General features: G+C 51.9%; 21 protein-coding genes, 1 riboswitch and 1 other annotated feature. Of the genes, 4 read left to right on the top strand and 17 right to left on the bottom strand.

Features of this window, described 5'->3' with window-relative positions:
• Positions 1 to 6 precede the first annotated feature (6 nt).
• The 8 genes from DSM465_RS0103355 to zapA form a co-directional block, all read right to left on the bottom strand.
• Complete coding sequence (locus tag DSM465_RS0103355) at positions 7 to 594, bottom strand: TetR/AcrR family transcriptional regulator (RefSeq protein WP_008881145.1); 588 nt, start codon at positions 592 to 594, stop codon at positions 7 to 9.
• A gap of 66 nt (positions 595 to 660) precedes the next feature.
• Positions 661 to 2,355, bottom strand: a complete 1,695-nt coding sequence (locus tag DSM465_RS0103350; RefSeq protein WP_008881146.1) for a long-chain-fatty-acid--CoA ligase — start codon at positions 2,353 to 2,355, stop codon at positions 661 to 663.
• A gap of 82 nt (positions 2,356 to 2,437) precedes the next feature.
• Positions 2,438 to 2,602 carry a hypothetical protein gene (locus DSM465_RS19525; RefSeq protein WP_008881147.1) on the bottom strand — a complete coding sequence of 55 codons (165 nt, stop codon included), beginning with the start codon at positions 2,600 to 2,602 and terminating at the stop codon, positions 2,438 to 2,440.
• A 15-nt stretch (positions 2,603 to 2,617) separates the two neighbouring features.
• Positions 2,618 to 3,025, bottom strand: coding sequence for a DUF350 domain-containing protein (locus DSM465_RS0103340; RefSeq protein WP_008881148.1), 408 nt, complete (start codon positions 3,023 to 3,025; stop codon positions 2,618 to 2,620).
• A gap of 14 nt (positions 3,026 to 3,039) precedes the next feature.
• Entirely contained in the window at positions 3,040 to 5,382 is a 2,343-nt protein-coding gene (locus tag DSM465_RS0103335; RefSeq protein WP_035498150.1) for an endonuclease MutS2, read from the bottom strand.
• A gap of 34 nt (positions 5,383 to 5,416) precedes the next feature.
• Positions 5,417 to 7,144, bottom strand: a complete 1,728-nt coding sequence (gene polX, locus DSM465_RS0103330) for a DNA polymerase/3'-5' exonuclease PolX (RefSeq protein WP_008881151.1) — start codon at positions 7,142 to 7,144, stop codon at positions 5,417 to 5,419.
• A 42-nt stretch (positions 7,145 to 7,186) separates the two neighbouring features.
• Positions 7,187 to 7,726: a CvpA family protein gene (locus DSM465_RS0103325; protein ID WP_008881152.1), complete on the bottom strand. Its 540-nt coding sequence runs from the start codon at positions 7,724 to 7,726 to the stop codon at positions 7,187 to 7,189.
• Positions 7,719 to 7,994, bottom strand: a complete 276-nt coding sequence (zapA, locus tag DSM465_RS0103320; protein ID WP_008881153.1) for a cell division protein ZapA — start codon at positions 7,992 to 7,994, stop codon at positions 7,719 to 7,721. Before zapA ends, DSM465_RS0103325 begins: the two co-directional genes overlap by 8 nt.
• A 102-nt stretch (positions 7,995 to 8,096) precedes the next feature.
• On the opposite strand from zapA, the gene rnhC reads away from it, so the two are divergent.
• Positions 8,097 to 9,038, top strand: coding sequence for a ribonuclease HIII (gene rnhC / locus DSM465_RS0103315; protein WP_029760629.1), 942 nt, complete (start codon positions 8,097 to 8,099; stop codon positions 9,036 to 9,038).
• Between the two features lie 893 nt (positions 9,039 to 9,931).
• Here the strand turns inward: rnhC and DSM465_RS0103310 are convergent.
• On the bottom strand, positions 9,932 to 13,096 hold the full coding sequence (locus tag DSM465_RS0103310) for an MMPL family transporter (protein WP_029760628.1): 3,165 nt from the start codon (positions 13,094 to 13,096) through the stop codon (positions 9,932 to 9,934).
• Positions 13,093 to 13,545, bottom strand: a complete 453-nt coding sequence (locus tag DSM465_RS0103305) for a MarR family winged helix-turn-helix transcriptional regulator (RefSeq protein ID WP_008881156.1) — start codon at positions 13,543 to 13,545, stop codon at positions 13,093 to 13,095. Before DSM465_RS0103305 ends, DSM465_RS0103310 begins: the two co-directional genes overlap by 4 nt.
• A 380-nt stretch (positions 13,546 to 13,925) precedes the next feature.
• Between DSM465_RS0103305 and DSM465_RS0103295 the strand changes: the two genes are divergently transcribed.
• On the top strand, positions 13,926 to 15,200 hold the full coding sequence (locus tag DSM465_RS0103295) for an alkaline phosphatase (RefSeq protein ID WP_029760627.1): 1,275 nt from the start codon (positions 13,926 to 13,928) through the stop codon (positions 15,198 to 15,200).
• Between the two features lie 115 nt (positions 15,201 to 15,315).
• On the opposite strand, the gene crcB is transcribed toward DSM465_RS0103295, so the two are convergent.
• The 7 genes from crcB to msrA all read right to left on the bottom strand — a co-directional run bounded on the left by crcB (position 15,316) and on the right by msrA (position 22,196).
• Positions 15,316 to 15,669 (bottom strand): fluoride efflux transporter CrcB, encoded by a 354-nt coding sequence (gene crcB, locus DSM465_RS0103290; protein WP_029760626.1) that lies wholly within the window; start codon positions 15,667 to 15,669, stop codon positions 15,316 to 15,318.
• Positions 15,666 to 16,067, bottom strand: coding sequence for a fluoride efflux transporter FluC (locus tag DSM465_RS0103285; protein ID WP_008881159.1), 402 nt, complete (start codon positions 16,065 to 16,067; stop codon positions 15,666 to 15,668). The genes crcB and DSM465_RS0103285 overlap by 4 nt, the downstream gene beginning before the upstream one ends.
• 45 nt (positions 16,068 to 16,112) lie before the next feature.
• Positions 16,113 to 16,175, bottom strand: a riboswitch (Fluoride riboswitch).
• A gap of 59 nt (positions 16,176 to 16,234) precedes the next feature.
• Positions 16,235 to 17,014: a molybdate ABC transporter substrate-binding protein gene (modA, locus tag DSM465_RS0103280; protein ID WP_008881160.1), complete on the bottom strand. Its 780-nt coding sequence runs from the start codon at positions 17,012 to 17,014 to the stop codon at positions 16,235 to 16,237.
• An 81-nt stretch (positions 17,015 to 17,095) separates the two neighbouring features.
• Entirely contained in the window at positions 17,096 to 19,510 is a 2,415-nt protein-coding gene (gene pheT, locus DSM465_RS0103275) for a phenylalanine--tRNA ligase subunit beta (protein ID WP_029760625.1), read from the bottom strand.
• Positions 19,511 to 19,531: 21 nt separating this feature from the next.
• Complete coding sequence (gene pheS / locus DSM465_RS0103270) at positions 19,532 to 20,566, bottom strand: phenylalanine--tRNA ligase subunit alpha (RefSeq protein WP_029760624.1); 1,035 nt, start codon at positions 20,564 to 20,566, stop codon at positions 19,532 to 19,534.
• A 40-nt stretch (positions 20,567 to 20,606) separates the two neighbouring features.
• Positions 20,607 to 20,850: a binding site (T-box leader), on the bottom strand.
• 69 nt (positions 20,851 to 20,919) lie between these two features.
• Positions 20,920 to 21,675 carry a TrmH family RNA methyltransferase gene (locus DSM465_RS0103265; RefSeq protein WP_029760623.1) on the bottom strand — a complete coding sequence of 252 codons (756 nt, stop codon included), beginning with the start codon at positions 21,673 to 21,675 and terminating at the stop codon, positions 20,920 to 20,922.
• A complete protein-coding gene (gene msrA, locus DSM465_RS0103260; RefSeq protein ID WP_029760622.1) occupies positions 21,672 to 22,196 on the bottom strand; it encodes a peptide-methionine (S)-S-oxide reductase MsrA in 525 nt (174 codons plus the stop codon). Before msrA ends, DSM465_RS0103265 begins: the two co-directional genes overlap by 4 nt.
• 141 nt (positions 22,197 to 22,337) lie before the next feature.
• Here msrA and sspI point away from each other — a divergent pair, with 141 nt between their 5' ends.
• A complete protein-coding gene (sspI, locus tag DSM465_RS0103255) occupies positions 22,338 to 22,547 on the top strand; it encodes a small acid-soluble spore protein SspI (RefSeq protein WP_008881165.1) in 210 nt (69 codons plus the stop codon).
• A 230-nt stretch (positions 22,548 to 22,777) separates the two neighbouring features.
• Positions 22,778 to 22,981 (top strand): helix-turn-helix domain-containing protein, encoded by a 204-nt coding sequence (locus tag DSM465_RS19775; RefSeq protein WP_317135446.1) that lies wholly within the window; start codon positions 22,778 to 22,780, stop codon positions 22,979 to 22,981.
• The last annotated feature ends 311 nt before the right edge of the window (positions 22,982 to 23,292 follow it).

Raw genomic sequence — 23,292 nt, 5'->3', positions numbered from 1 at the left:
CTTCCATCAACGCCCAGCGGCGCACCCTTTGGCAAGCAATTCGTACACTGGCTCGGCGAGCGCAGCCAAGTCGTATTTTTGCTCATTCATGACCCATGTCGTCACCGTCTCGTCGATCGTGCCGAAGATCATTTGCCGGGTGAGCCGGACGTCTAGATCATTTCGGAATTCTCCTTTTTCCATTCCCTCGATGATGATGCTGTCGATGAGCCGCAAATATCCTTTCAGCACCTCATTGATGCGTTGGCGCAGCTCTTTGTTCGACTGGCGCAGCTCAAGCTGCGTCACGACCGCCATATGCGGATCATCAGCCAGGGCGGAAAAATGAGTTCTCACCAATACATACAATTTCTCTAGCGGACTCGAAATTCCTTCTATTTCTTGCTCGATTTTCTCGATAAACGACCCCATTTTTTCTTGGAAAAGCGAGATTAAAATATCTTCTTTGTTTTTGAAATAAAGGTAGATCGTGCCGTCGGCGACACCAGCCTGCTTCGCGATTTTCGACACTTGCGCCTGATGATAGCCATGTTCGGCGATGACGACGACGGCTGCATCAATAATTTGCTTAAACTTCGGTTTCTCCCTACGCAATCGTCATTCTCCTTTTCTCAACATCACCTGTCACCAACTGAATGAATAATCATTCACAATCCTATTTTACGGACTGTTCTGTCGATTTGTCAAGCTCTTTTTTTCTTCCTCCACCAGAACGCGCCGTAAAATTTTTCCGACCGCAGTTTTCGGCAGCTCGCTTCGGAACTCATATAGGCGCGGCACTTTATACGCGGCTAGGCGCTCGCGCATAAATGCATCTAGCTCTTGTTCGCTGCACTCCTCTCCTGGTTTCAAAACGATGAACGCTTTTACCGTCTCACCGCGATATGGATCAGGAACGCCAATAACGGCCGCTTCCTGCACTTTCGGGTGTTCATACAGCACTTCCTCGACTTCGCGCGGATAAATGTTGTAGCCACCGGCGATAATAACATCTTTTTTTCGGTCGACAATATAAAAATAACCGCGCTCATCCATGTAGCCGATATCGCCAGTGTACAGCCAACCATCGCGCAGCACTTGCTCGGTCTCTTCCGGCCGATTCCAATAGCCTTTCATCACTTGCGGACCGCGCACAACAAGTTCCCCTATCTCCCCCGGCTTTACCTCCTCACCGGTTTCCAATGAAACGATTTTCGCTTCGGTATCCGGCCAAGGCACACCAATGCTTCCTTTGACCCGCTCGCCATCCCAAAGAAAATTACTGTGAGTGACGGGTGATGCTTCTGTCAGGCCATATCCTTCAATCAATTTTCCGCCAGTCACCCGCTCAAACTGCTCCTGCACTTCGACAGGCAACGGCGCAGAACCGCTAATACATACATTAATGGAGGATAAATCATATTTCGATAAATCCGGGTCGTTCAGCAGCGCAATATACATCGTCGGTGCACCTGGAAACATCGTCGGCCGCGTGCGCTCAATCGTTTTCAATGTTTGTTTTACGTCGAATCGAGGCAGCAGCACCATTTTGCTTGCTTGCATGATAGCCAAATTCATCACCGTCGTCATCCCATATACGTGGAAAAACGGCAAGATACCAAGCACTGTTTCTTTTCCTTTTTCACATTTATACACCCAATGGGCGCACATCAATGTATTTGCGATCAAATTGTGATGCGTCAGCATGGCCGCTTTCGGATGACCTGTCGTGCCACCTGTATATTGAAGCAAGGCGATATCTTCCATCGGATCAATCGCGACCTGAAGAGGCGCTGTCTCAAGACGACTGACGATGGAACGGAACAAGTGAACCGACTCTCCCTCATCCACCCGCACTGACGGCATCTTTTGCTTCCACCGAACGAGCGGATATAACCATTTTTTGATCGTCGGCAAATAATCTTGCATTCTTGTCACAATCCAATGTTTGACCGCCGTTTTTCCTTTCATAGCTATCGCTTTCGGATAAAGCAAATCCATCGTCACCAACACGGATGCGCCGCTATCATTCAGCTGATACTCCAGTTCATATTCGGTGTAGAGCGGATTTGTCTGCACGACGATGCCGCCGGCCAGGAGCGTCCCGTAATAGCTGATCACTGCCTGAGGGCAGTTCGGCAGCATCACCGCTACCCGATCGCCTTCCTTGACACCTAGCCCCCGCAAATAGTGGGCAAACGTCATTGCCTGCTCATACAGCTCGCGAAACGTCACCGTCTTCCCTAAAAAATCGATCGCTATTCGGTCCCCAAACTGTTCCGCTGTCTCTCGCAAATAATCAGGAAGCGTTTTCATCGGATAATCCAAGGTGTGTGGGATTTCCGGTGGGTAATGAGCGAGCCATCGTTTTTCCATCACAATCCCCCCTTACTCCTATTTTATTTTATTATTTTTAATTTTTCATCAAAAAAAAAGAACGCCAGAACTACGTCTGGCGTCACCAAAACCAATACATCAACCCCATCAAAAGAAAACACGCACAGATGGCAAACAAAATTTTTGCCAGCACATCCATCGATCGGTTGCGAACCGCCATATAAACAATGCCGGCGACCAGCAGCAGACCGACTATGATTAACAGCCCTTTCACTACTGCGTCCATCGCTTTTGTTCCCCTTTACTGAATGCCTTCACCGATCACAAACGACAAGCCAACGGAAATCACCATCGAAATAAAGCCGACTGCTCGGTTGTCATTGGCAATTTCTTCATCAATATCAAACTTTGGCGTCAAAAACTCATAGATAAAGTACGCCGCCAATAAAAGTAAAAATCCATATAAGCCCCAGCCAATCATCGATAACAGCGACTCATGGCGGTCAAGCGCATAGCGGAAAATGTTGGAAATCCCAAAAATCTTTCCGCCTGTCGCCATCGCGACCGCCACATTGCCGTTGCGGATTTCCTCCCAATTTTTATATTTCGTCACTAGCTCAAACAAGGCTAAAAACACGACGATGCACAATACTGCGACGCTAAAATTGGCTGCCGTCCTCACCATGTCGTGCTCCCAAAACGGCATCATCGCTCTCTCCCCTATCATTTCAGTTCGACGACCGTCACCCCGGTACCGCCCTCATTCGCCGCACCGAACCGGAAGCTTTTTACCGCCCGGTGCTGTTTTAAAAACTGCTGGACTCCTTGGCGAAGCGCGCCTGTTCCTTTACCGTGGATGATCGAGACGCGCGGATAGCCGGCAAGCACGGCGTCATCAATATATTTTTCCAGTCGGACAAGGGCGTCTTCGTAGCGCTCACCGCGCAAATCAAGCTCTAGGCTGACGTGGGCGTCCTTGCCTTTTACAGTCGCAATCGGCGTCACTTCTTTGGCCGGTGCGCTGCCAATATACTCCAAGTCGCGCTCATGAATTTTCATTTTTAAAATGCCAAGCTGCACTTGCCATTCATCCTCTGACACTTTTTCGAGCAAATACCCCTTTTGGTTTAAGCTTGTCACTTTCACTTCATCACCCGGTTGGAACGCATGGCGTGCAGTCGCTTTTTTTGTTTTTTTCCGTTTTTCAACTACGGGCACAGCGGCAGCAAGTCGCTGTTTCGCGGCAATGAGCTCATGCTCCTTCACTTCTGCCTGCTTTTCTTTTTTCAGACGACGCAACTCGTTGATAATCCGCTCAGCCTCGCGCTCGGCAGCGCGGATGATGTCGGTTGCCTTTTGCGCCGCTTCCGCGAGCTGCTCTGCTTTTTTGTCTTCCAGCTCTTCAAGTTTTTGTTCCCACTCAGCCCGCAATCGTTCCGCTTCTTCACGCGCCGAGTGCGCCCTTGCCTCATCTTCCTCGGCTTGCTTTTTGCTTCGTTCCAGTGAAGCGATCATGTTTTCCACGCTATGGCTTTCTGCGCTTACTTGCACTTTCGCCCGCTCGATAATCCGCTCATCGAGCCCAAGACGGCGCGAGATGTCAAAGGCGTTGCTGCGGCCGGGAATGCCGATCAACAATTTATACGTCGGACGAAGCGTTTCGGTGTCAAATTCGACGCTGGCATTTACCACTCCGGGACGATTGTAACCGTACGCTTTCAACTCCGGATAATGCGTCGTCGCTACCGTCCGCGCCCCGCGTCCGTGTACTTCATCCAAAATAGCGATAGCCAGCGCGGCTCCCTCTTGTGGATCGGTACCGGCCCCCAGCTCATCAAAGAGCACGAGGCTTTCCTCATCAACATGACGCAAAATATCAACAATATTCACCATATGGGAAGAGAACGTACTCAAACTTTGTTCGATTGACTGCTCGTCACCGATATCGGCGAAAACAGAGCGGAACACTGCTGCCTCCGACCCGTCCGCCGCCGGGATAAACAGCCCGGCTTGCGCCATGATGGTCAACAGGCCGACTGTTTTTAACGTCACCGTTTTCCCGCCGGTGTTCGGCCCGGTAATAACGATCGTCGTGTAATCGCCGCCCAACACAATATCATTCGGCACCGCTTTATCTTGGTCAATAAGCGGATGACGCGCTTGCAAAAAGCGGAGGTAGCCGCGGTTGTTGACCGCTGGCTTTGCCGCTTGCAGCCGGCGCGCGTATTTCGCCTTGGCAAATAAGAAATCAAAATGGGCAAGCGCCTCCACAGCTCGTTTGAGCGGTTCATCGTGTTCAGCCACTTTGGCTGAGAGTTCGCGCAAAATGCGTTCGATTTCTTGCTTTTCTTTCGCCCGCGCCTCGCGCAGTGCATTATTCAGCTCAACGACCACCTGCGGCTCGATAAACAGAGTCGCTCCGGAGGCTGACTGGTCATGGACGATGCCGCCGTAAGCGCTGCGGTATTCTTGCTTGACCGGGATGACATACCGATCGTTGCGGATCGTAATGATCGCGTCCGACAGCCGCTTTTGCGCTGATGGCGAGCGGATAATGCTTTCAAGCTTCTCGCGGATGCGCGCTTCAGCCGCCCGGATTTGCCCGCGCAGCGAACGAAGACGGTCGCTGGCTGTGTCCAACACCTCGCCGTGATCATCGATCGAGCGGCGGATGTCCTCTTCAAGCGCCGGCACCTCGGCAAGCTCATCCGCATAGTCGGCCAGCCGCGCGAGCCCGCCGTGCTCATCGTGAAGCGACATGATCAACTGCTTCATTTGGCGGCTTGCGGCAGCCGTCGCCGCGACTTCCAACAGCTCAATCGGACTGAGCACACCGCCGATGGCCGCCCGTTTCAAATGCGAACGGATGTCGACCACCCCGTCCAGCGGAACGTAGCCGCGCAGCCGCAACACCGCAGCCGCCTCATCTGTTTCCTCAAGCCAAACCGCCACTTCATCCAAATCAGACGATGGAACGAGAGCGGCGATTTTCTCTAAACCGAGCGCGGATGACGCATGCTCGGCCAACTGTTCTTTCACTTTATCGAACTCTAGGATACGAAGCATTTTTTGCTGCACGTATTCAAACCCCCATGCCTCATCATGTTTGCTTTCGTTTGTCGCGCAAAAACTGTTGTAACTTCTCAAGCGGCCATGTATTGATCACCGTCTCTTTTTTGATCCATCCTTTCCTTGCCGTCGTCACACCAATGACCATATCATCAAGCATGTCCAAATGGTGGGCGTCCGTATGAATGGCAATATAAGCACCTGCTTCTTGCGCTTTTTTCACGTAAACAGCCGACAAATCGAGGCGGTTCGGATTCGCGTTGAGCTCGAGCACCGTGTTCGTCTCGACCGCCAACTCGATTAATCGTTCAACGTCGACGTCATAGCCGTCACGCTGGCCGATGAGCCGGCCGGTCGGATGGGCGATGACATCCACATACGGGTGGCGAAGCGCCGCTTCGAGCCGCTTCATAATTACCTCGCGCGGCTGTTTGAACGCAGAATGAATGGCGGCAATGACAAAATCAAGCTCCTTGAGCACGTCATCATCGTAATCGAGCGTCCCGTCAGGCAAAATATCCATCTCGATGCCAGCTAAGATCGTAAAATCAGAATAGCGTGCATTCAACCGCTCAATCTCCTCGCGTTGACGCCGCAATCGATCTGGCGTCAAGCCGTTGGCGACTTTCAAATATTGAGAATGATCCGTAATGGCCATATACTGGTAGCCGCGGCGACGGCACGCCTCAGCGAGCTCCTCGAGCGAACACGCCCCGTCGCTCCATGCCGAGTGCATATGCAAATCGCCTCGGATATCGTCAAGATGGACAAGCGGATAATCCGAAGAATATCGCTCAACTTCCGTGCCGTCTTCGCGCAGTTCAGGCGGAATGTACGGCAACCCGAAGTAAGCATAAAACGCCGGTTCATCCGAGAACGTTTTTACATCCCCTGTTGTTTGGTCTTCAACGCCGTATTCGCTAATTTTCTCCCCACGTTCTTTGGCAAGCTGGCGCATGCGGACATTATGTTCTTTCGATCCAGTGAAATGATGAAGCGCTGTCGCAAACTCAGCCGCACTGACGAGCCGGAAGTCGGCGGCGATTTCATCCTCATACTTGAAAAGAAGCGACACTTTCGTTTCCCCGGCAGCAATGACTTCACGGATGCGCGAAAGACGAAGGAGTGCCTCGCGCACCTCGGCCGGGCGATCGGTAGCGATGACATAATCCAAATCTTTCACCGTTTCTTTCAAACGCCGCAAACTGCCTGCTCGCGCGAAGCGGATGATGCCATCGATCTCTTGCAGTTGACGTTCAATGTCCTCGGCGAGCGGCAATACCCGAGCGAGCGGCAGCCGCTCAGGACGTTTTCCCGCCTCTTCGAGAGCCATAAGCAGCTTCTCTTCCGTTTTCACCCCAAATCCAGGAAGCTCCCGCACCTTTCCGGAAAGACATGCTTCCTTCAATCCATTCATATCCACAATGCCAAGCTCCTGATGCAGCTTCGCGATTTTTTTGCCGCCAAGCCCCGGGAGCTTAAGCAAAGCAAGCAATGTCTCCGGAATGTCGCGCCTTAATTCCTCTAGCACCGACGATGAACCGGTTTGGACAAACTCGGTGATGATCGCCGCCGTGCTTTTGCCGATGCCCGGGATGGCAGTGAACTCTTCGATTTCCGACAAACTCCGTTCATCTGTTTCCAGCGCGGCCGCCGCCTTGCGAAACGCTGTCACTTTAAACGGATTTTCTCCTTTGATCTCCATATATAAGGCGATCGTCTCTAACAGGCGGATGACATCTTTTTTGTTCACGTTCATGCCGTCCCCTCCCTTTTCCGAAACACCGCGGGCCGTGCTCCGTTAGATGCGGCCATGAATCCACCAGTTGCTAAGCATCTCCGACAAGATTGGTGTATGTTTCACGATGACCGTCGCCATGAGCGACTGCTGCAACTGCTCTTGCACGCTATCGATCGGCACGAGCGCGCTCACATACAAAAGCAAAAACACAAACAAATACACTTCAGCGAATCCGAGCGCTGCCCCCGCTACACGGTTGACGCTGCGCAACAGCGGCAGTTGGGCGACAAAGTCGAGCATCGAACCGACGATTTGAAGCACAATTTTCACGGCAAAAAATAAGAGTGCAAACGAAATCGCCCGATAATACGCATCATCTAAATGCGTGCTTTGAAACAACAACTTCACTGTCTCCGGATCGCCAAACGTCGGATACGGAATCCAAAGGCGCAATGTCGGCACAAATCGATCATAATACTTATAAGCGACAAAAAAGGCGATGAGAAACCCTGCCATATGGATAAATTGAAGAATAAAACCGCGCTTTAGTCCGATCATCGCGCCTAACAGCAGGACAAATAAAAGCACGACATCAATCATCGTCTTCCCCACCCTTTTCCCGTCTCAACTTGGCTGCAAGCCGATCGTATTCTTCCTTCAGCTTTAAGTATTCATTGGCGATATTGACTGCCGTCAACACAGCCAACTTCGGCACATCAAGCACCGGGTTCCTTTCGCTGAACTCGTGCATTTTATCATCAACGAACGCCGCCACGAGCCGGATATGAGCCGGGCTTTCCGTGCCGACGATCGTGTAATCTTGACCGTAGATGCGGACGCTTACCCGCGTTTTTGGCTCGTCTGTCAACCTGCTTCCCCCATTTCGCAAAATCCTACTGTTTATCATATCATGAATGCTGGTATAATGGAAAGATGCGGCCCAAAGAGACAATAAAGGAGCGATCAAACGTTGTCAAACTATGTGATTCACGCCGACCAAAAATTGCTTGCTACGTTGCGCGCCTACTATAAAGACGCCTTATCCGACCGGCTTCCGGCCGGGGCGCTGTTTGCTGCAAAGCGCCCGGATGTCACGATCACCGCCTACCGCTCAGGCAAAGTGCTGTTTCAAGGGAAAGCGGCAGAACAAGAGGCGGCAAAATGGATGGAGAATCACACAGCGCCTGAAAACAAACCAAAGGATCAGAACCGAGCAAAAACAACCGCCCTGTCGGAACAAGAACTCGGGAGTCTTTCCGCCATCGGCTCCGATGAAGTCGGAACCGGCGACTATTTCGGCCCAATCGTCGTTGCCGCCGCTTACGTCGACCGGGGTCATCTCGATCGAATCGCGGCGCTTGGCGTCAAAGATTCAAAGCAATTGAATGACGAAACGATCACGCGAATCGCACCGACCATCATGGAAACCGTGCCTTACGCCGTCACCGTGCTCACCAACGCCGAATACAACCGCTGGCAGCAAAGCGGCATGCCGCAGACGAAAATGAAAGCGTTGCTCCATAACCGGACGCTCGCGAAACTCATTGACGACATCGCGCCCATCGAACCAGAAGCGATCATCATCGATCAGTTTTTGGAACGCAATTCATATTTCCGCTACCTCGAAGATGAAACGCGCATCGTCCGCGAGCGGGTGCACTGCCTGCCAAAAGCAGAAGGGGTGCACGTCGCCGTCGCCGCCGCCTCGATCATCGCCCGCTATATGTTTTTAGCGGAGATGGACAAACTATCCCGCACCGTCGGCCTTCCGCTCCCGAAAGGCGCGGGCGCTATTGTCGATGAAGCCGCCGCCCAGCTTATCCGCCAACAAGGGGTTGGGGCGCTTGAGACGTGCGCCAAGCTTCATTTCGCGAATACAAAAAAAGCGCTCGACATCGCCAAACACTCGTAATGGTTCGCCCCTTCCCTTCCTCCGATTGCCAAGGGCAAAAGCGAAACCATCATCTTATGCCCCCACTCGTCCCGCTACATGTCAAGGTGGGGGCTTCTGTGTAAGAGACATTCCTTTCTCTTTCCATGAAATGAATGATCAAATTGGCGTTTCTGTTCTCATGAAGAAACAAATCGATGAAAATAACGTTTACTGATGACGATGGTTGTTAAGAAAAGAAAACAAGCCCGTAAACAAGAAAATAGCTCCTACCGTTTTATAAGCATTGATATATTCTTTTAACATCTGCCAATACTCTTATGAACCTACAGAACCGCCTGTAGACCGAACCTATGATGAGACGGAATCACTCCCTCATTCAGGGCTGTTTAGAATGAACCACAACCCAATGATAGAAATAGCAAGCGAAACAACCTTCATTCTGTTTGTAGCTTTGAAAAAACTCATTTTTTCTCTCCCTCCCCAAGTCAACACTATCCCTTTCTGTTTATCAGCTATGAGGAAAATGGATAGAACCGCACACGAAACGTCTCAAACATCACCAAGATCATGGAGCATAAAATCAAAAAGATCCGTCTCCACTAATAGGTTATGGCACATTCATGAATGTCCGGAAAAAATGGTGTGGAAGATGGAACGGCGCAACCGAAAAGTGAACTTTTCAAGGTGCATTTATGTAGATAGTAGCGAAAGCAACAATCATATTCAATATATTACCAAACATATATCCTCTATCTCTTCCCTTATGTCAATCCAAAAGAGTATGTATATCCGCCAACTAGAGGCAGTCATTCAGCACATTGATGTTGGTTGAATGTGCCGACTTGTTTTTATTTCCTGACTCTAAAAAAGGAACGCCGCCCTCAAGCAACATGAGGGCGACGCAAGCTAGCTTAACTCATTCTCTCTTGTTCAAGTTCACCTGCTCCACCCGCAGGCTGCCGGAATGGCCACCAATTCGCGCGTCCGAACGTGCGAACCATGACTGGGACAAACAACGGCAGCACAACGAGCGCATAAAGCAGCAGCCCGGTTAAGACAATGGTTGCGATTTGCAAAAGCGACAAAACGCCGGACGGGTACATAGCGGCAAATGTTCCACCTAAAATGACAGCCGCTGAGATGATGACCGTACCCATATGCCCCATCGCCGAAAGCATCGCTTCTCTCACTGGACGGTCACGATATTCATTGAACCGGTCCATGAGGAAAATGCTGTAGTCGATGCCGAGCGCCATAAGCAGGACGAAAGCGAAAAACGACACCGCCCAGTTCAAGCCGGCATAGCCGAGGCCGTTGACGAAAATAAGTTCCGTGACGGCCATGGACGTGAAATAGGTCAACACGAGCGACAGCATCAAATAAAGCGGCATGATGAGCGAACGGAGCAGCACCGCCAACACAATAGCGATACCAATGATCATCAGCACCGCGGTACGCTGATAGTCGGCGTTCGAAATCGCCTGCAAATCGGCATACGTGCTCGTGACGCCACCAATCGCCATCGTCACGCCTTCCCATTTCGTTCCTTTCACCGCCCGTTCAGCGGCGGCGCGAATATCATCAATGCGGCCAAGCGCGGAGATGGAATACGGATTTTCGTCTAAAATGACGTCAAATGTGACGATGCGTCCATCTTTTGACATGTACGCGTCTTTCGCCTGCGCAAAGTCTTTGCTTTCGAGCGCTTCTTTCGGCATGTGCCAACCGGCCATTTCCTTCACCGGCGCTGATGACAAATCAGCCAAATACGTTTCCGCCGTTCCAAGACCGTCGGCCACTTGGCGCAAACCGGACGCGCTTTGGTCCAAGCCGTTGACAAGCTGGCCGAGCTGGCCGCCAAGTGCGGAGAAATGTTTGAGCAATTGTCGCTGGCCGCCGTTGACTTGCTCAAGACCGGCTGAGAATTGCGGCAGTTTATCAACCGCTTGTTTTTGGCCGTCGGCTGCTTTCTTTAAACCATCCTCAAGTTCACCAAGCCCGGCGATCACGTTGTCTAAACCGCCGTTGACGGCTGCCTGACCGTTGTTGAGTTGGGCAAACGACTCATTCGCTTTCACCAATCCAGCGCGCGCTTGATCAAGTGCCCCATTCAACTGCGTGAGGCCGGCCGCCATTTGCTTCACTTGATCAGATAAAGCAGCGACTGTCATTTTCGCCCGTTGATATGTCTCGTCTTGACGGAGCTCTGCATGCGACTGCTCGACTTGCTCGAGCATCATTTGTACGGCTGCGAGCTGATCGGCGACCGCCTTTAATCCCGTTTCAACTTGCTGGTATTGGCTGCTGATCGTCGACAGACCTTGTTCGGCCTGTTTGTAACCGCTAAGCAGCTGATTTGCGCCGGCTTGCAGCTTTTTCGCATTGTCGCGGAGCGTAGACACCCCTTTTTTCAGCTCGCCGGCCCCCATCGCTCCTTGGCGTACACCTTGTTCGATTTGGGTAAGGCCGTTTTGCAGCTCAACGATGCCGTTTTTTAACTGCTCCGTTCCCTCGACAAGTTCGCCAATGCCGGATGAAGCCTGCTTAAGCTGCGGCGCGGAAGCGGAGAGCTTATTGCTCGCTGTTTCGAGCCCAGCGCCGATTTTTTCGATACCGTCTTTGCCGGCGCCAAGACCGTCTTTCAGCTGTTTGGCCTGTTCGGTGACAAGCAACTGTTCAATCGGCTCTCCAGTCGGGCGTGTTGCCGAGCGGACGCTTGCCACACCGTTGACTTTCTCAACTTCGCGGCTGATCGTTTCGATTAACGCCAACCCTTCTTTAGAATCGAGTGTTTGCTTGCCTTTTAGCACGATTTGCGTCGGCATTGCGTCTCCTGGATTGAAGTGGTCAGCGATGATACGAAACGCTTTCACCGAGCGATAATGATCGCCGATTTCTTCCATTGAATCAAACGACAGCTTGCCTTCGTACGTCGCCAGCACCGGCACGGTCACCGCTGCGACGATAATGAGCGCCAACAGTGGGCGGGCGAACGCAAATCGGCCAGCCGCCAGCCAAAGCCGGCTTTGCCCGTGCTCAAGCTTTCCTCGAACCGGCCAAAACAATTTTTCGCCAAGCACGGCCATAAAAAACGGCACGAGCGTCACGAGCGCCACAAGCAACACCGCTACTCCAACGGCGACAGCTGCTGCCGATTGGTATAACTTAAACGTTGACAAGCCGATTGACGCAAAACCGATCATCACCGCCAATCCGCTCGCCAACACCGTTTTCCCGGCTGTTCGGTACGTCACAACAATCGCTTCCGTCCGATCGCCGAGTTTCGCCAACTCTTCTTTAAACCGGCTCAGCAGCAAAATGCAATAGTCGGTTCCAATCCCAAACAAAACGGCGACTAAAAAGATTTGCGTAAACGTCGATAGCGGAAAATCGACTTTGTCAACCAAAAAGGCGACGACCGACTGTGAAACGGCGTATGTCGCCCCGACCGCCACCAATGGAATCAGCGGCGCTACTGGTGAACGGAACACGGCGAGCAGAACAATTAAAATGAAGACGATCGTAATCCCTTCCGTTTTCTTCACGCCTTCAAGCGAGCTTGTCACCACATCTTCATCGATCATCCACCCGCCGGTGAAATAATGCTCAACCTTGACGCCATCCAACGCTTCATATAACGCATCGGTCAACTGTTTCGCCGTCCGCCCGTCCGGATCGATACTGACCGAAACGAGCATCGTCGTTTTGTCTTTAGAGATCAACTCTTTTTCTAACTCCGGGTTGGCAAACGGGGAAATGATATTCGTGATATGAAGGTCGCTTTTCTTCTTTTCGAGCGCGTTCACTGCTCGCTCAATTTCTTTTTTGTCTTCCGCCGTCAATCCGTCTTTCTGATAAAAGACGAGCACGGTAGAGAGCTCATTTTCTTTGTTTTCTTGCTTATTTGCTTCTTTGATCAATTCTGCTGCCACCGACGACGAATAGCCGTCCGGCACGCTCAGCTGCCCTTTTTCACGGACGAGCTCGCCCATGTTCGGCGCGGTCATCACGAGCACCGCCGCCACGGCAATCCACGTCAAAAGCACCAACCATCTTCCTCTGATGATCGCTCTCATTTCGCCTCTTCCACCTCCTGCAATACGCGGGCCAATTTCTCATACGTACGGATGAACGCTTCAATTTCTTCTTCTGGAAAACGAGCGATCACCTCTTCCACAAGCCGGTAGACGTTGCGATCCGTCTCGGCCACCCATTCCTCTCCTTGTGGCGTCAACGATAAGGCCACAACGCGCCGGTCGTTCTGATCACGGTCGCGGCGCAGCCAGCCTTTGTCGACGAGACGGTTCGTCATCGCTGTCACCGCGCTTTTATTGACACCAAACACCGTCGAGAGCTCCGTCGACGTGCACGTCCCCCGCCGGCGAATGTAGCGAAGCAAATAATATTGGTCATGCGTCATTTCCTCGTCAAGCCCGACTTTCACGAGCGCCGCTCCACGTTTTATCACGAGAAATGACACAGACAAATAGCGGTCGATCCAATCATCCACGTTCCGCTTCTTCACGATTTCGCCTCCATTGGTTCACGAATTGAACTATTAGTCCGCTATACTCCTCACACGGCATTCATTGTCCATTTAGTTCAACTATTGAACTATTAATCAATTTATCAAGCGAAAAAGAAAAAGTCAATGAGGAAGACAGGCAAAACCTTACTGGTTGATAGACTGTTTTCATGCCTTGAAATAAGAACGGTAGCAAATGGAGCCGCAGTCATCTTCATCCGTTTTCGTCCTCTTCCCGAAAACACACTGCTCAATGAGCAGATAGGACAAAGAAAATACTGGTTTATTTGCAAAACGATTACATAGAATTCACATTCTCTTCATATCGAGCTTGTACGATAAACATGACAAAATGAATTTGAAAAAAGGAGAGGAGAACGATGTTCAAATCGAAACGCTGCGCTGCTCTACTTATCGCTACGCTAAGTGTCGGACTCACGCTCAACCATGGCGGACAAGCAGTATCGGCTGCACCGTCCAAGCCCGCAAAGCCACCTGTCGTGAAAAATGTCATCATGCTCGTCGGCGACGGTATGGGAACAGCCCAGCGCAATGCCATTCGCCTAGCGACGAAAGGGATAGACGGGGAACTAGAAATGGACAGCATGCCATACAGCGGGCTCATTCATACAAACTCCGCCGACCCCAAATCATTCATCACCGACTCCGCTGCGGCTGCCAGCGCGATAGCGACAGGTGTAAAAACGTATAACGGCGCCATCTCCGTTGACTTACAAGGAAAACCGGTGAAAACGATTTTGGAACAAGCGAAAAAAGCCGGGAAAGCGACCGGGCTTGTCACGACTGCCCAAGTAACCGATGCTACCCCAGCGGCATTCGCTGCTCACACCGCCAATCGCTCCGCACAAAGCGACATCGCCAAGCAATACATCGAAAAAACCAAAGTTGACGTCATTTTGGGCGGCGGGGAAGACTACTGGTATCCAGCTGGACATCCTGGCTATTACCCAGATACGGCTGAAGATGCAGAAGAAGGAAGCAAAGGCACGCAAGGAAACTTAGTTGAACGCGCCAAGAAGCTCGGTTACACCTATGTCCGCACCGCCGATGAGCTGAAACGGGCAAAGGGGCGCAAACTGCTTGGATTATTCGCCAATGAAGAAATGTTCCAAAAACGTTCCGAAGGAGAAGGTAAGTACAACCCCGTCGTATCGCTGCCTGATATGACAAAAAAAGCGATTGATGTGTTGTCGAAAAACAAAAAAGGCTTTTTCCTTGTCGTCGAAGAGGAAGCGATTGATGAAATGAGCCATGACAATAACGGTTCGCTCATGATCAAAGCGGGGCAACAGTTTGATCAAGCAGTCGCCGTGGCGAAACGGTACGCCAAGCACCATCCAGACACACTCGTTCTTGTGCTCGCCGACCACGAATCCGGCGGCCTGACGATTGAAACGCCGGGCGACGCAGATGAATCAGAAGACAGTAACACGCTCTCTGACGAAAACGGCCCGTTTGCCGTCGCCCATTCTAAACAAACATTCACCTTAAACTGGACGACAACAGGCCACACTGCTGCCGGTGTGCCACTGACCGCCATGGGTCCGGGAGCGAAACGGTTTGCTGGCGTGTATGAAAATACGCACATTCATGACATTCTTGAGACGTTATTGTTTGGAAAAAGAGAAAGATAACCGATGCGTTATTTCCATCGTTCCCCTTCATCCGCTCTCTCTTCCCCGCCAATGTGTCGTTGACGGGGAGAGAGTTTTTGTCGATTTTTCCAGTCTGCGATCGGATGTCATGTCATTATGAACGTCCAAATTGATAGCCTAGCCATGCCAACCATATTCCAAATGAGTAGGTGACAGCCAAATAAGCCAGCGATTTTCCCCATTGTTTTTTCTGCATCATTTGCACACTCTCCCACTTTAAGGTGGAAAAAGTCGTGAACGCTCCCATAAACCCCGTGCCGATGAGCAGTTTTTCTGCATTGGCGGCACCGCTTCCTGCAAGCCACCCCAGCAAAAACGAGCCAAGCAAATTGACAAAGAGCGTCCCGAACGGAACATGTGGCATGCAGCGAGCGAACCACCGACTGACGGCATAGCGAGCCACAGCACCGAAAAAGCCGCCAAGCATCACCAACCATGGCGCTATCATGATTCCACTCCTTCCTTTCGTCCCCCATCACTCCGTTGGGCTGCAGCGTACCCAGCCCATGAGGCGAACAAACCGCCAAACAAACTAGCCGCAATATAAACAGCCGCCGCTCCCCATGCCCCTTGCTCCATCAATTCGACACACTCAACGCTAAGCGTAGAAAACGTTGTATACGAGCCGACAAAACCGGTCGTCATCGCCGTTTTCCACCACGTCGGCCATGTGGGGCGACAGGTGAAAACAACCGTCAGCCAGCTAAGCAAAAACGCGCCTGTCCAGTTCATTAACAGTGTCCCGAGCGGAAAACCGCCGACGGCGGCAGCGGGAACAGCCAATCCGAGCGCATAGCGGACAAGTGCGCCGATCATGCCAGCGATGCCGACAGCGACATACACCATAAGACATCCCTCCTCTGCAAAACAAGCAAACTCCTGCCACTCGCAAACGCAGCAGGAGTCATCAGCCGGAAGCCGGTGGTTATGGCGAACCCCATCGCCTAGTATGTTGATATGTCTTTTATTTTACAATGATGGCCTGTTCGTGTGAAGACAAGTGCGTTTGGACGCTAGTGGGCACGGCGGAACCCGTACTGTTCAAATTGCTTCAACGCTTGTTCACTCGTCAAATAGGCATAAAACTGGCGCGCTTCTTGCAGATGTTTGCTCGTCTTGACCACACCGAGCGGATAGACGATCGGTTCGTGCATCTCATCAGGCACCGCAGTGGCGATGTGCACGTTGCCCGAGACAAGCGCGTCCGTCCGATATACAAAGCCGGCGTCGACGTTGCCCGTTTCGACATACGTCAATACTTGGCGAACGTCTTTGGCAAGAACAAGGCGCGGCTCGACGTTTTCCCAAAGCCCGGCGCGCTCAAGTGTTTGTTTCGCGTATATGCCGGCCGGCACCGACTCAGGGATGCCAATGGCCACCCGTTTCGCGCGAGTGATGTCATCGAGCGACTGAATCGCTCCTTCTTCCTGTTTTGGCACAATGAGCACGAGTTCGTTGGCAACCACCGTTTTTTCATGCGTGGAATCGATCAGCCCTTCCTTTTTCAGTTCTTCAAACGGCAGGACGGCGGCAGAGAAAAACAAGTCGACCGGCGCTCCTTGGGCGATTTGTTTTTGCAAGGCGCCGGATGACCCAAAATTATAGTGAATGCGGATATTCGGATGTTCATGCTCGAAGGCGGTTTTCACTTCCTTTAGCGCGTCTTGCAAACTGGCAGCCGCTGAGACGGTGAGCTCAACCGGTTGTTTTCCACCTTCTGATCGACCTGCGTCACACCCGTGCAACCCGACAAGTAAAACCATCGCAATGATCACCGCTCGAACGCTTCGCATCGTTCTCCCCCTTTTTTCGCGATGGGCGCGAATAGAAAAACAGGGAGCTGCCTACGCTCCCTGCTTAACACAGCCGCGGCATTACCCGCGCAACACCGCGCCAAACTGCTCCTCGACCGCTGCCAAAACCCGTTCATGGACGGCAGTAACTTCCTCATCAGTGAGCGTCCGTTCCGGATCGTAGTAGCGGAGCGAGAAGGCGAGCGATTTTTTCCCGGCCGGCAGACGGTCGCCTTTATAGACGTCAAAGAGGGCCACGTCTTTTAATAGCGGGTTCCCCGCTTCGGCGATCGCCTGCTTGAGAGCACCTGCTTCGACATTGTCGTCGACGACTAAAGCGATGTCGCGCACGACTGACGGGAAGCGCGGAATCGACTCGTAACGGATCGTTTCGCCTTCTGTATTCAGTAGCTCAGCGAAGGCGAGTTCAAAGACATACGTTTCTTTCAAATCGTACTCTTTTTGTACAGCCGGATGGAGCTGGCCGACAAAGCCGATCTCTTTGCCGTCAAGCACAATCTCCGCTGTCCGCCCCAGATGCAAATCAGCACGCTTCGCCGGACGGTAGCTGATGCGATCAGACAGCCCAAGCAGGGCGAACAAGCCGTCAAGCACGCCTTTTGCAACATAGAAATCAGCTGCTTTTTTCTCTCCTTGCCAAAGGTGGGCATGCCATAAACCGGTGATGACGCCGGCGAGCCGTTCTTTTTCCGCCGGTTGGACATTTTCCCCCTTGGACAAATAGACAGAGCCGATTTCATATAGCGCGACGTTCTCAACTTGGCGGGCACGGTTGTAGCTCGCCGCTTCGAGCAAATGCGGCACCAAGCTTTGCCGGAGAACGCTCCGCTCCTCACTCATCGGCAACGCCAAGCGGACTGGTTCGGTTGTCTCCAAAGCAAACCGCGTCGCTTTGTCCGGACTGGTAAGCGAATACGTGATCGCCTGGAACAAGCCCGCGCCTTCGAAATAGCGGCGGACACGGCGGCGTTTCGCTTGGTACGGTGTCAACTCGCCCGGTTTTGCTTCGGCCACCGGCAAAGTCGCTGGCAAATGGTCGTAGCCATACAAACGGGCGACTTCCTCGATAATATCTTCTTCGATCGTAATATCGCGGCGGCGCGATGGAACATGGATTGTAAACGTTCCATTATCTTCCGTAAACGAGAATTGCAAGTTTGAAAGAATGCCAGCTACTTCCTCTTTCGTCATCGCTGTGCCGAGGACGCCGTTGATGCGTTCCAGCGCCACCGTTACGACAACCGGCTCTTCTTTCCATGTATTAGCTTCCACGATACCGCTGACGACCTCGCCGCCGGCGTATTCTGCCATCAAAGCAGCAGCGCGCTCGAGCGCTTCTTTCGTCCGCGCCGGATCAATCCCTTTTTCAAACCGGGTGCTCGCTTCGCTGCGCAACCCGTGGTCTTTCACCGCCTGGCGGATGACCGGGCTCGTAAAATACGCGGCTTCGATGAACACTGTTTTCGTGTCATCCTGCACTTCCGAGTTCGCTCCGCCCATCACACCGGCTAAGGCGACCGGCTCACGGCCGTTTGTGATGACGAGATGATCTTCAGTCAGCTTCCGCTCGACATCGTCAAGCGTCACGATCATTTCTCCCGCCTTGGCACGACGAACGACGATCTCCTTCGAACCGAGACGGTCGTAGTCAAACGCGTGAAGCGGCTGGCCGTACTCAAGCAAAATGTAGTTGGTGATATCGACAACATTGTTGTGTGGACGAATGCCGGCCGCCATCAAGCGCGCTTGCATCCAAAGCGGCGACGGGCCGATTTGGACGTTTTTCACGATCCGTCCGGCGTACAGCGGATTGTCTTCCGGCGCCTCGACACGGACAGAAATGTAGTCATGGACGCTTTCTTCATTTTCGTTCACCGCCGTTTCCGGCAACTTCACATCGCGGCCGAGAATCGCAGCGACTTCGTAGGCAACGCCAAGCATGCTTAAGCAATCGGCGCGATTCGGCGTCAAGGCGAGTTCGAGCACTTCATCGTGCAAGCCGAGCCATTCAAGCGCATCAGCGCCGACCGGCGCGTCGCTTGGGAAGACGAAAATGCCTTCGGCGTATTCTTTCGGCACGACTTTTGTTTCAACACCGAGTTCTTGGAGCGAGCAAATCATGCCGTTCGACTCTTCGCCGCGCAGCTTCGCCCGTTTGATTTTAAAATTGCCCGGCAGTCTCGCTCCAACTTTCGCTACAGCAACTTTTTGCCCCTTGGCGACGTTCGGGGCACCGCAAATGATTTGCACCGGCTCTCCTTCGCCAAGATCAACAAGACATTTCCGCAGTTTATCGGCGTTTGGGTGTGGCTCGCATTCGAGCACATGGCCGATGACGACTCCTTTCATTCCCCGCTCAAGCGCTTCAACCCGCTCGACTTCAATGCCGCTTTTTGTAATGCGATCAGCGAGTTGTTCCGCCGTCACGCCCGTCAAATCGACGTATTCGCCTAGCCAACGATAAGAAACGAGCATTCCCAACTCCTCCTTTTTCTTTTAGACACGCAAAAATTGTTGCAAGAAACGAAGATCGTTCTGATAGAAATGGCGGATGTCATCAATGCCGTATTTCAACATCGCGATCCGCTCCGGCCCCATGCCGAACGCAAATCCGGTATACGTTTTCGAATCAAAGCCGGCCATCTCAAGCACGTTCGGGTGCACCATGCCAGCGCCTAAAATTTCAATCCAGCCCGTACCTTTGCAAACGCTGCAGCCGTGCCCTTCGCAGCGGAAGCAGGACACATCGACCTCGACTGAAGGCTCGGTAAACGGGAAAAAGCTCGGACGAAAACGGATGTCGCGCCCTTCACCGAACAGCTTGCGGGCAAATTCGCGCAGCGTCCCTTTTAAATCGCTCATCCGGATGTTGCGGTCAACAACCAATCCTTCAATTTGCGTAAACTGATGTGAATGGGTCGCATCATCGGTATCGCGGCGATACACTTTCCCCGGGCAAATGATTTTTACCGGACCGCGCCCGCGATGTTTTTCCATCGTCCGTGCCTGCATCGGCGACGTGTGGGTGCGAAGCAGAATTTCTTCCGTAATATAAAACGAATCTTGCATATCGCGGGCCGGGTGTCCTTTCGGCAAATTGAGCGCCTCAAAATTGTAATAATCGGTCTCGACTTCCGGACCTTCGGCGACCGTATAGCCCATGCCGATAAACAAATCTTCAATTTCCTCGATGACGCGCGTCAGCGGATGAGGATTCCCCAGTTTCACCGGACGGCCCGGAAGCGTCACATCGATCGCTTCAGCCGCCAACTTCCGCTCGACTTCTTCTTCTTCCAGTTTCGTTTGTTTTGCTTCGAGCGCCTTTTGGATCGCCTCTCTTACCTCATTGGCAAGCGCACCAATTTTCGGACGCTCTTCTGACGGCAATGCTCCCATGCCGCGCAGCACTTCGGTAATCGGCCCTTTTTTGCCTAAATAGGCGACACGCACATCGTTGAGCGCTTTTAAATCGCCAGCTTGTTCAATTTTTTCAAGCGCTTCTCGTTCAAGCTCATGCAACCGTTCTTTCACGCCAATCCCTCCTCTAACAAAATAAAAAAACCCGTCCCTCATAAGGGACGAGTTGTTGCTCGCGGTACCACCCTTGTTAACAGCGCAAACGAAGACGCACTGTTCCCTTCATTGCTATAACGGCCCGAAGCCGGATCACCTTTACATCCTGCCTGAGAGGATGGTCCCGGTGTCAACTCGGGAGGTGAACTTCACTTGCGTCGGCCATAAAAACGCTCCCAGTCTATGGCGTTTTCTCCCTGGATGGCGAGCAGCAAGCTACTCTTCTCCGTCATCGTTGTTATCGATATGGGAAATGTCGCTATTCATTATACGCAAACCAAGAGACAAAGGCAAGGTAAGTCAGAAATTTTTTACTGCGCCGTCTGCAAGGAGTAAAGTAAAATTCCAGCTGCAACGGCAACGTTGAGTGACTCGGCTTGGCCGTAAATCGGAATGTAGACATTTTCCGTTGTCATCTTGAGCAGCTCGCGCCGGACGCCGCTTCCTTCATTGCCAACTAAAAGCGCAAATGAGGATGATTGCGGGATGGCACGGTAGTCGACCGCATTCTCCAAGGCGGTGCCGTACACTGGAACACCTTGCTCTTTCAAGCGCGTGATCCATTCTGCCACATCGCCTTTGACAACCGGAAGATGAAACAACGACCCTTGGGTTGCGCGGATCACTTTCGGATTGTACAAGTCAGCACATCCTTCTCCTAAAATGACAGCATCAATGCCGGCTGCGTCGGCAGTGCGAATCATTGTGCCAAGATTGCCTGGGTCTTGCACGGCATCAATGAGCAACGCCGTTTTCACACCTGTAAGCTCATGCGGCCGCTGACGACAGATGGCAGCGATCCCTTGCGGCGTTTCCGTGCTGCTGATCGCCTTCATCACCGTCTCGGTCACGATCACTACCGGAACATCGCTGACGTCCCAGCCGGGCGGGATCGTCGTCCGTTCATCCACAATCAACTCGACAAGCGGCGCTTGGCTTTTGACTGCCTCTTCAACGAGATGGAATCCTTCTAGCAAAAAGCACCCGGTTTCCTCGCGTCCTTTTTTCGTCAATAACTTTTTCCAATGCTTTACACGTGCATTTTTCGGCGATTCGATCCGCTTCACCGCTTCGCCCCCCAATGTTTGGCGATAAACTCGTCGCGCCCGGAAGCGGCACGATCTTGCTTGTAATGCTCCGGATTTTTCTTATGGTAGTTTTGATGGTGCTCTTCCGCCGGGTAAAACGTTGTAGCTGGCAAAATTTTTGTCACAATCGGCTTTGAGAAACGTCCGCTTTCTTCTAACGCCCGCTTTGACTGCTCAGCGAGCCGGCGCTGTGTTTCGTTATGGTAAAAAATCGCCGTCCGGTATTGCGATCCACGGTCATGAAACTGACCGCCGTCATCGGTCGGGTCAATTTGGCACCAATACAGCTCTAAAAGCCGCTCATATGGGAACACGTCCGGGTCAAACGTGATTTGCACCGCTTCATAATAGCCGGTCGTCCCTGTTTTCACTTGCTCATACGTCGGATTTTCAACATGCCCACCCGTATAGCCAGAGACGATGCCGTAAATGCCGTCCAGCTCTTCAAACGGCGTCACCATGCACCAAAAGCAACCTCCAGCGAATGTCGCTTTTTCCATTGTGTCGTCACCTCATACGTCAAGTTTCTTCATTTTGATATTTGCTCCCCATTATACCATAGACGTGAACCACCGATGTATAAATCCGCTGCCATTGGCAAACGATAACGTTGTACAACAACGGCAAACGAGGTGATGACAATGAATTTAAATCTTCGCCATGCGATTATGCACAATGTCGCAAACAATTCGAAAGACCAGCTCGAAAATACGATTGAAGACGCGATTCAACGTGGTGAGGAAAAGTATTTGCCCGGCCTTGGCGTCCTCTTTGAAGCCATTTGGACAAACGCCAATGAGCAGCAAAAAGACATGATGCTCTCCACGCTCGAGCAAGCAGTCAAACAGTAAGCAGTCGCTGGCGCTGCGGTCCACCCTTCCCGCCTAGAAGGCTGATGAAACACAATGACTATGGGAAAAGGGAAACGTATTTCAACTTGAGAACGCCTACTATGAAGCTACATGCTCTGTTTCATCGCCCGCCTTCTAAACAGCGCCACCCCCAACACCTCGCCTCAACGAAAAAAGCCCGCCCGACTAGGGCGGCTTTTCCATTTTGATATAATAGGTAATCATAACAAATTGGAAGGGGAAAAACACTGCTGGTAAACAAAGCATATCCATTTAGAATCTATCCAAACAAAACATTTGGTTGTTCTCGATTCGTCCTTAACTTCTTTTTGAACAAGCAAAAAGAAAAAATAGCTATTAGTCTGAGGGATCCCTCAGTGTTCGCAGGAATCTCCCACTTCAAACAAACTGTAAGGCGGTTAAGCGGTGAGTAGTTCAACTCTCTTTCGGCCAATCATATCCCTCTGCTTACTAAAATAACTGCCCTGAGGCACGGCTCAACTAGTGAGACCGTTTTACTGCCGTCAATGCAAAAGCGGGTTGGAATACATCCGCCGGCAAAGCGAAAAACGGTCACAACATGTTGACCAATCAAGAAATTGGATAACAAGCGCCGCATACAAACCAGCACAATAAGTAGCGCTGTTTCTACCAAAAAGAAGGTGTCCCAAAACGTTCGGGACACCTGTTTCCTGTTCTGTATATACGCAGATCTTTTTCGCTAAAAGAGGCTGCCTTTTCAGGC

This window comes from Geobacillus thermodenitrificans subsp. thermodenitrificans DSM 465 (assembly GCF_000496575.1).
In the GTDB taxonomy this organism is placed as follows: Bacteria; Bacillota; Bacilli; order Bacillales; family Anoxybacillaceae; genus Geobacillus; species Geobacillus thermodenitrificans.
This window is presented reverse-complemented; position numbering and strand designations above follow the sequence as displayed.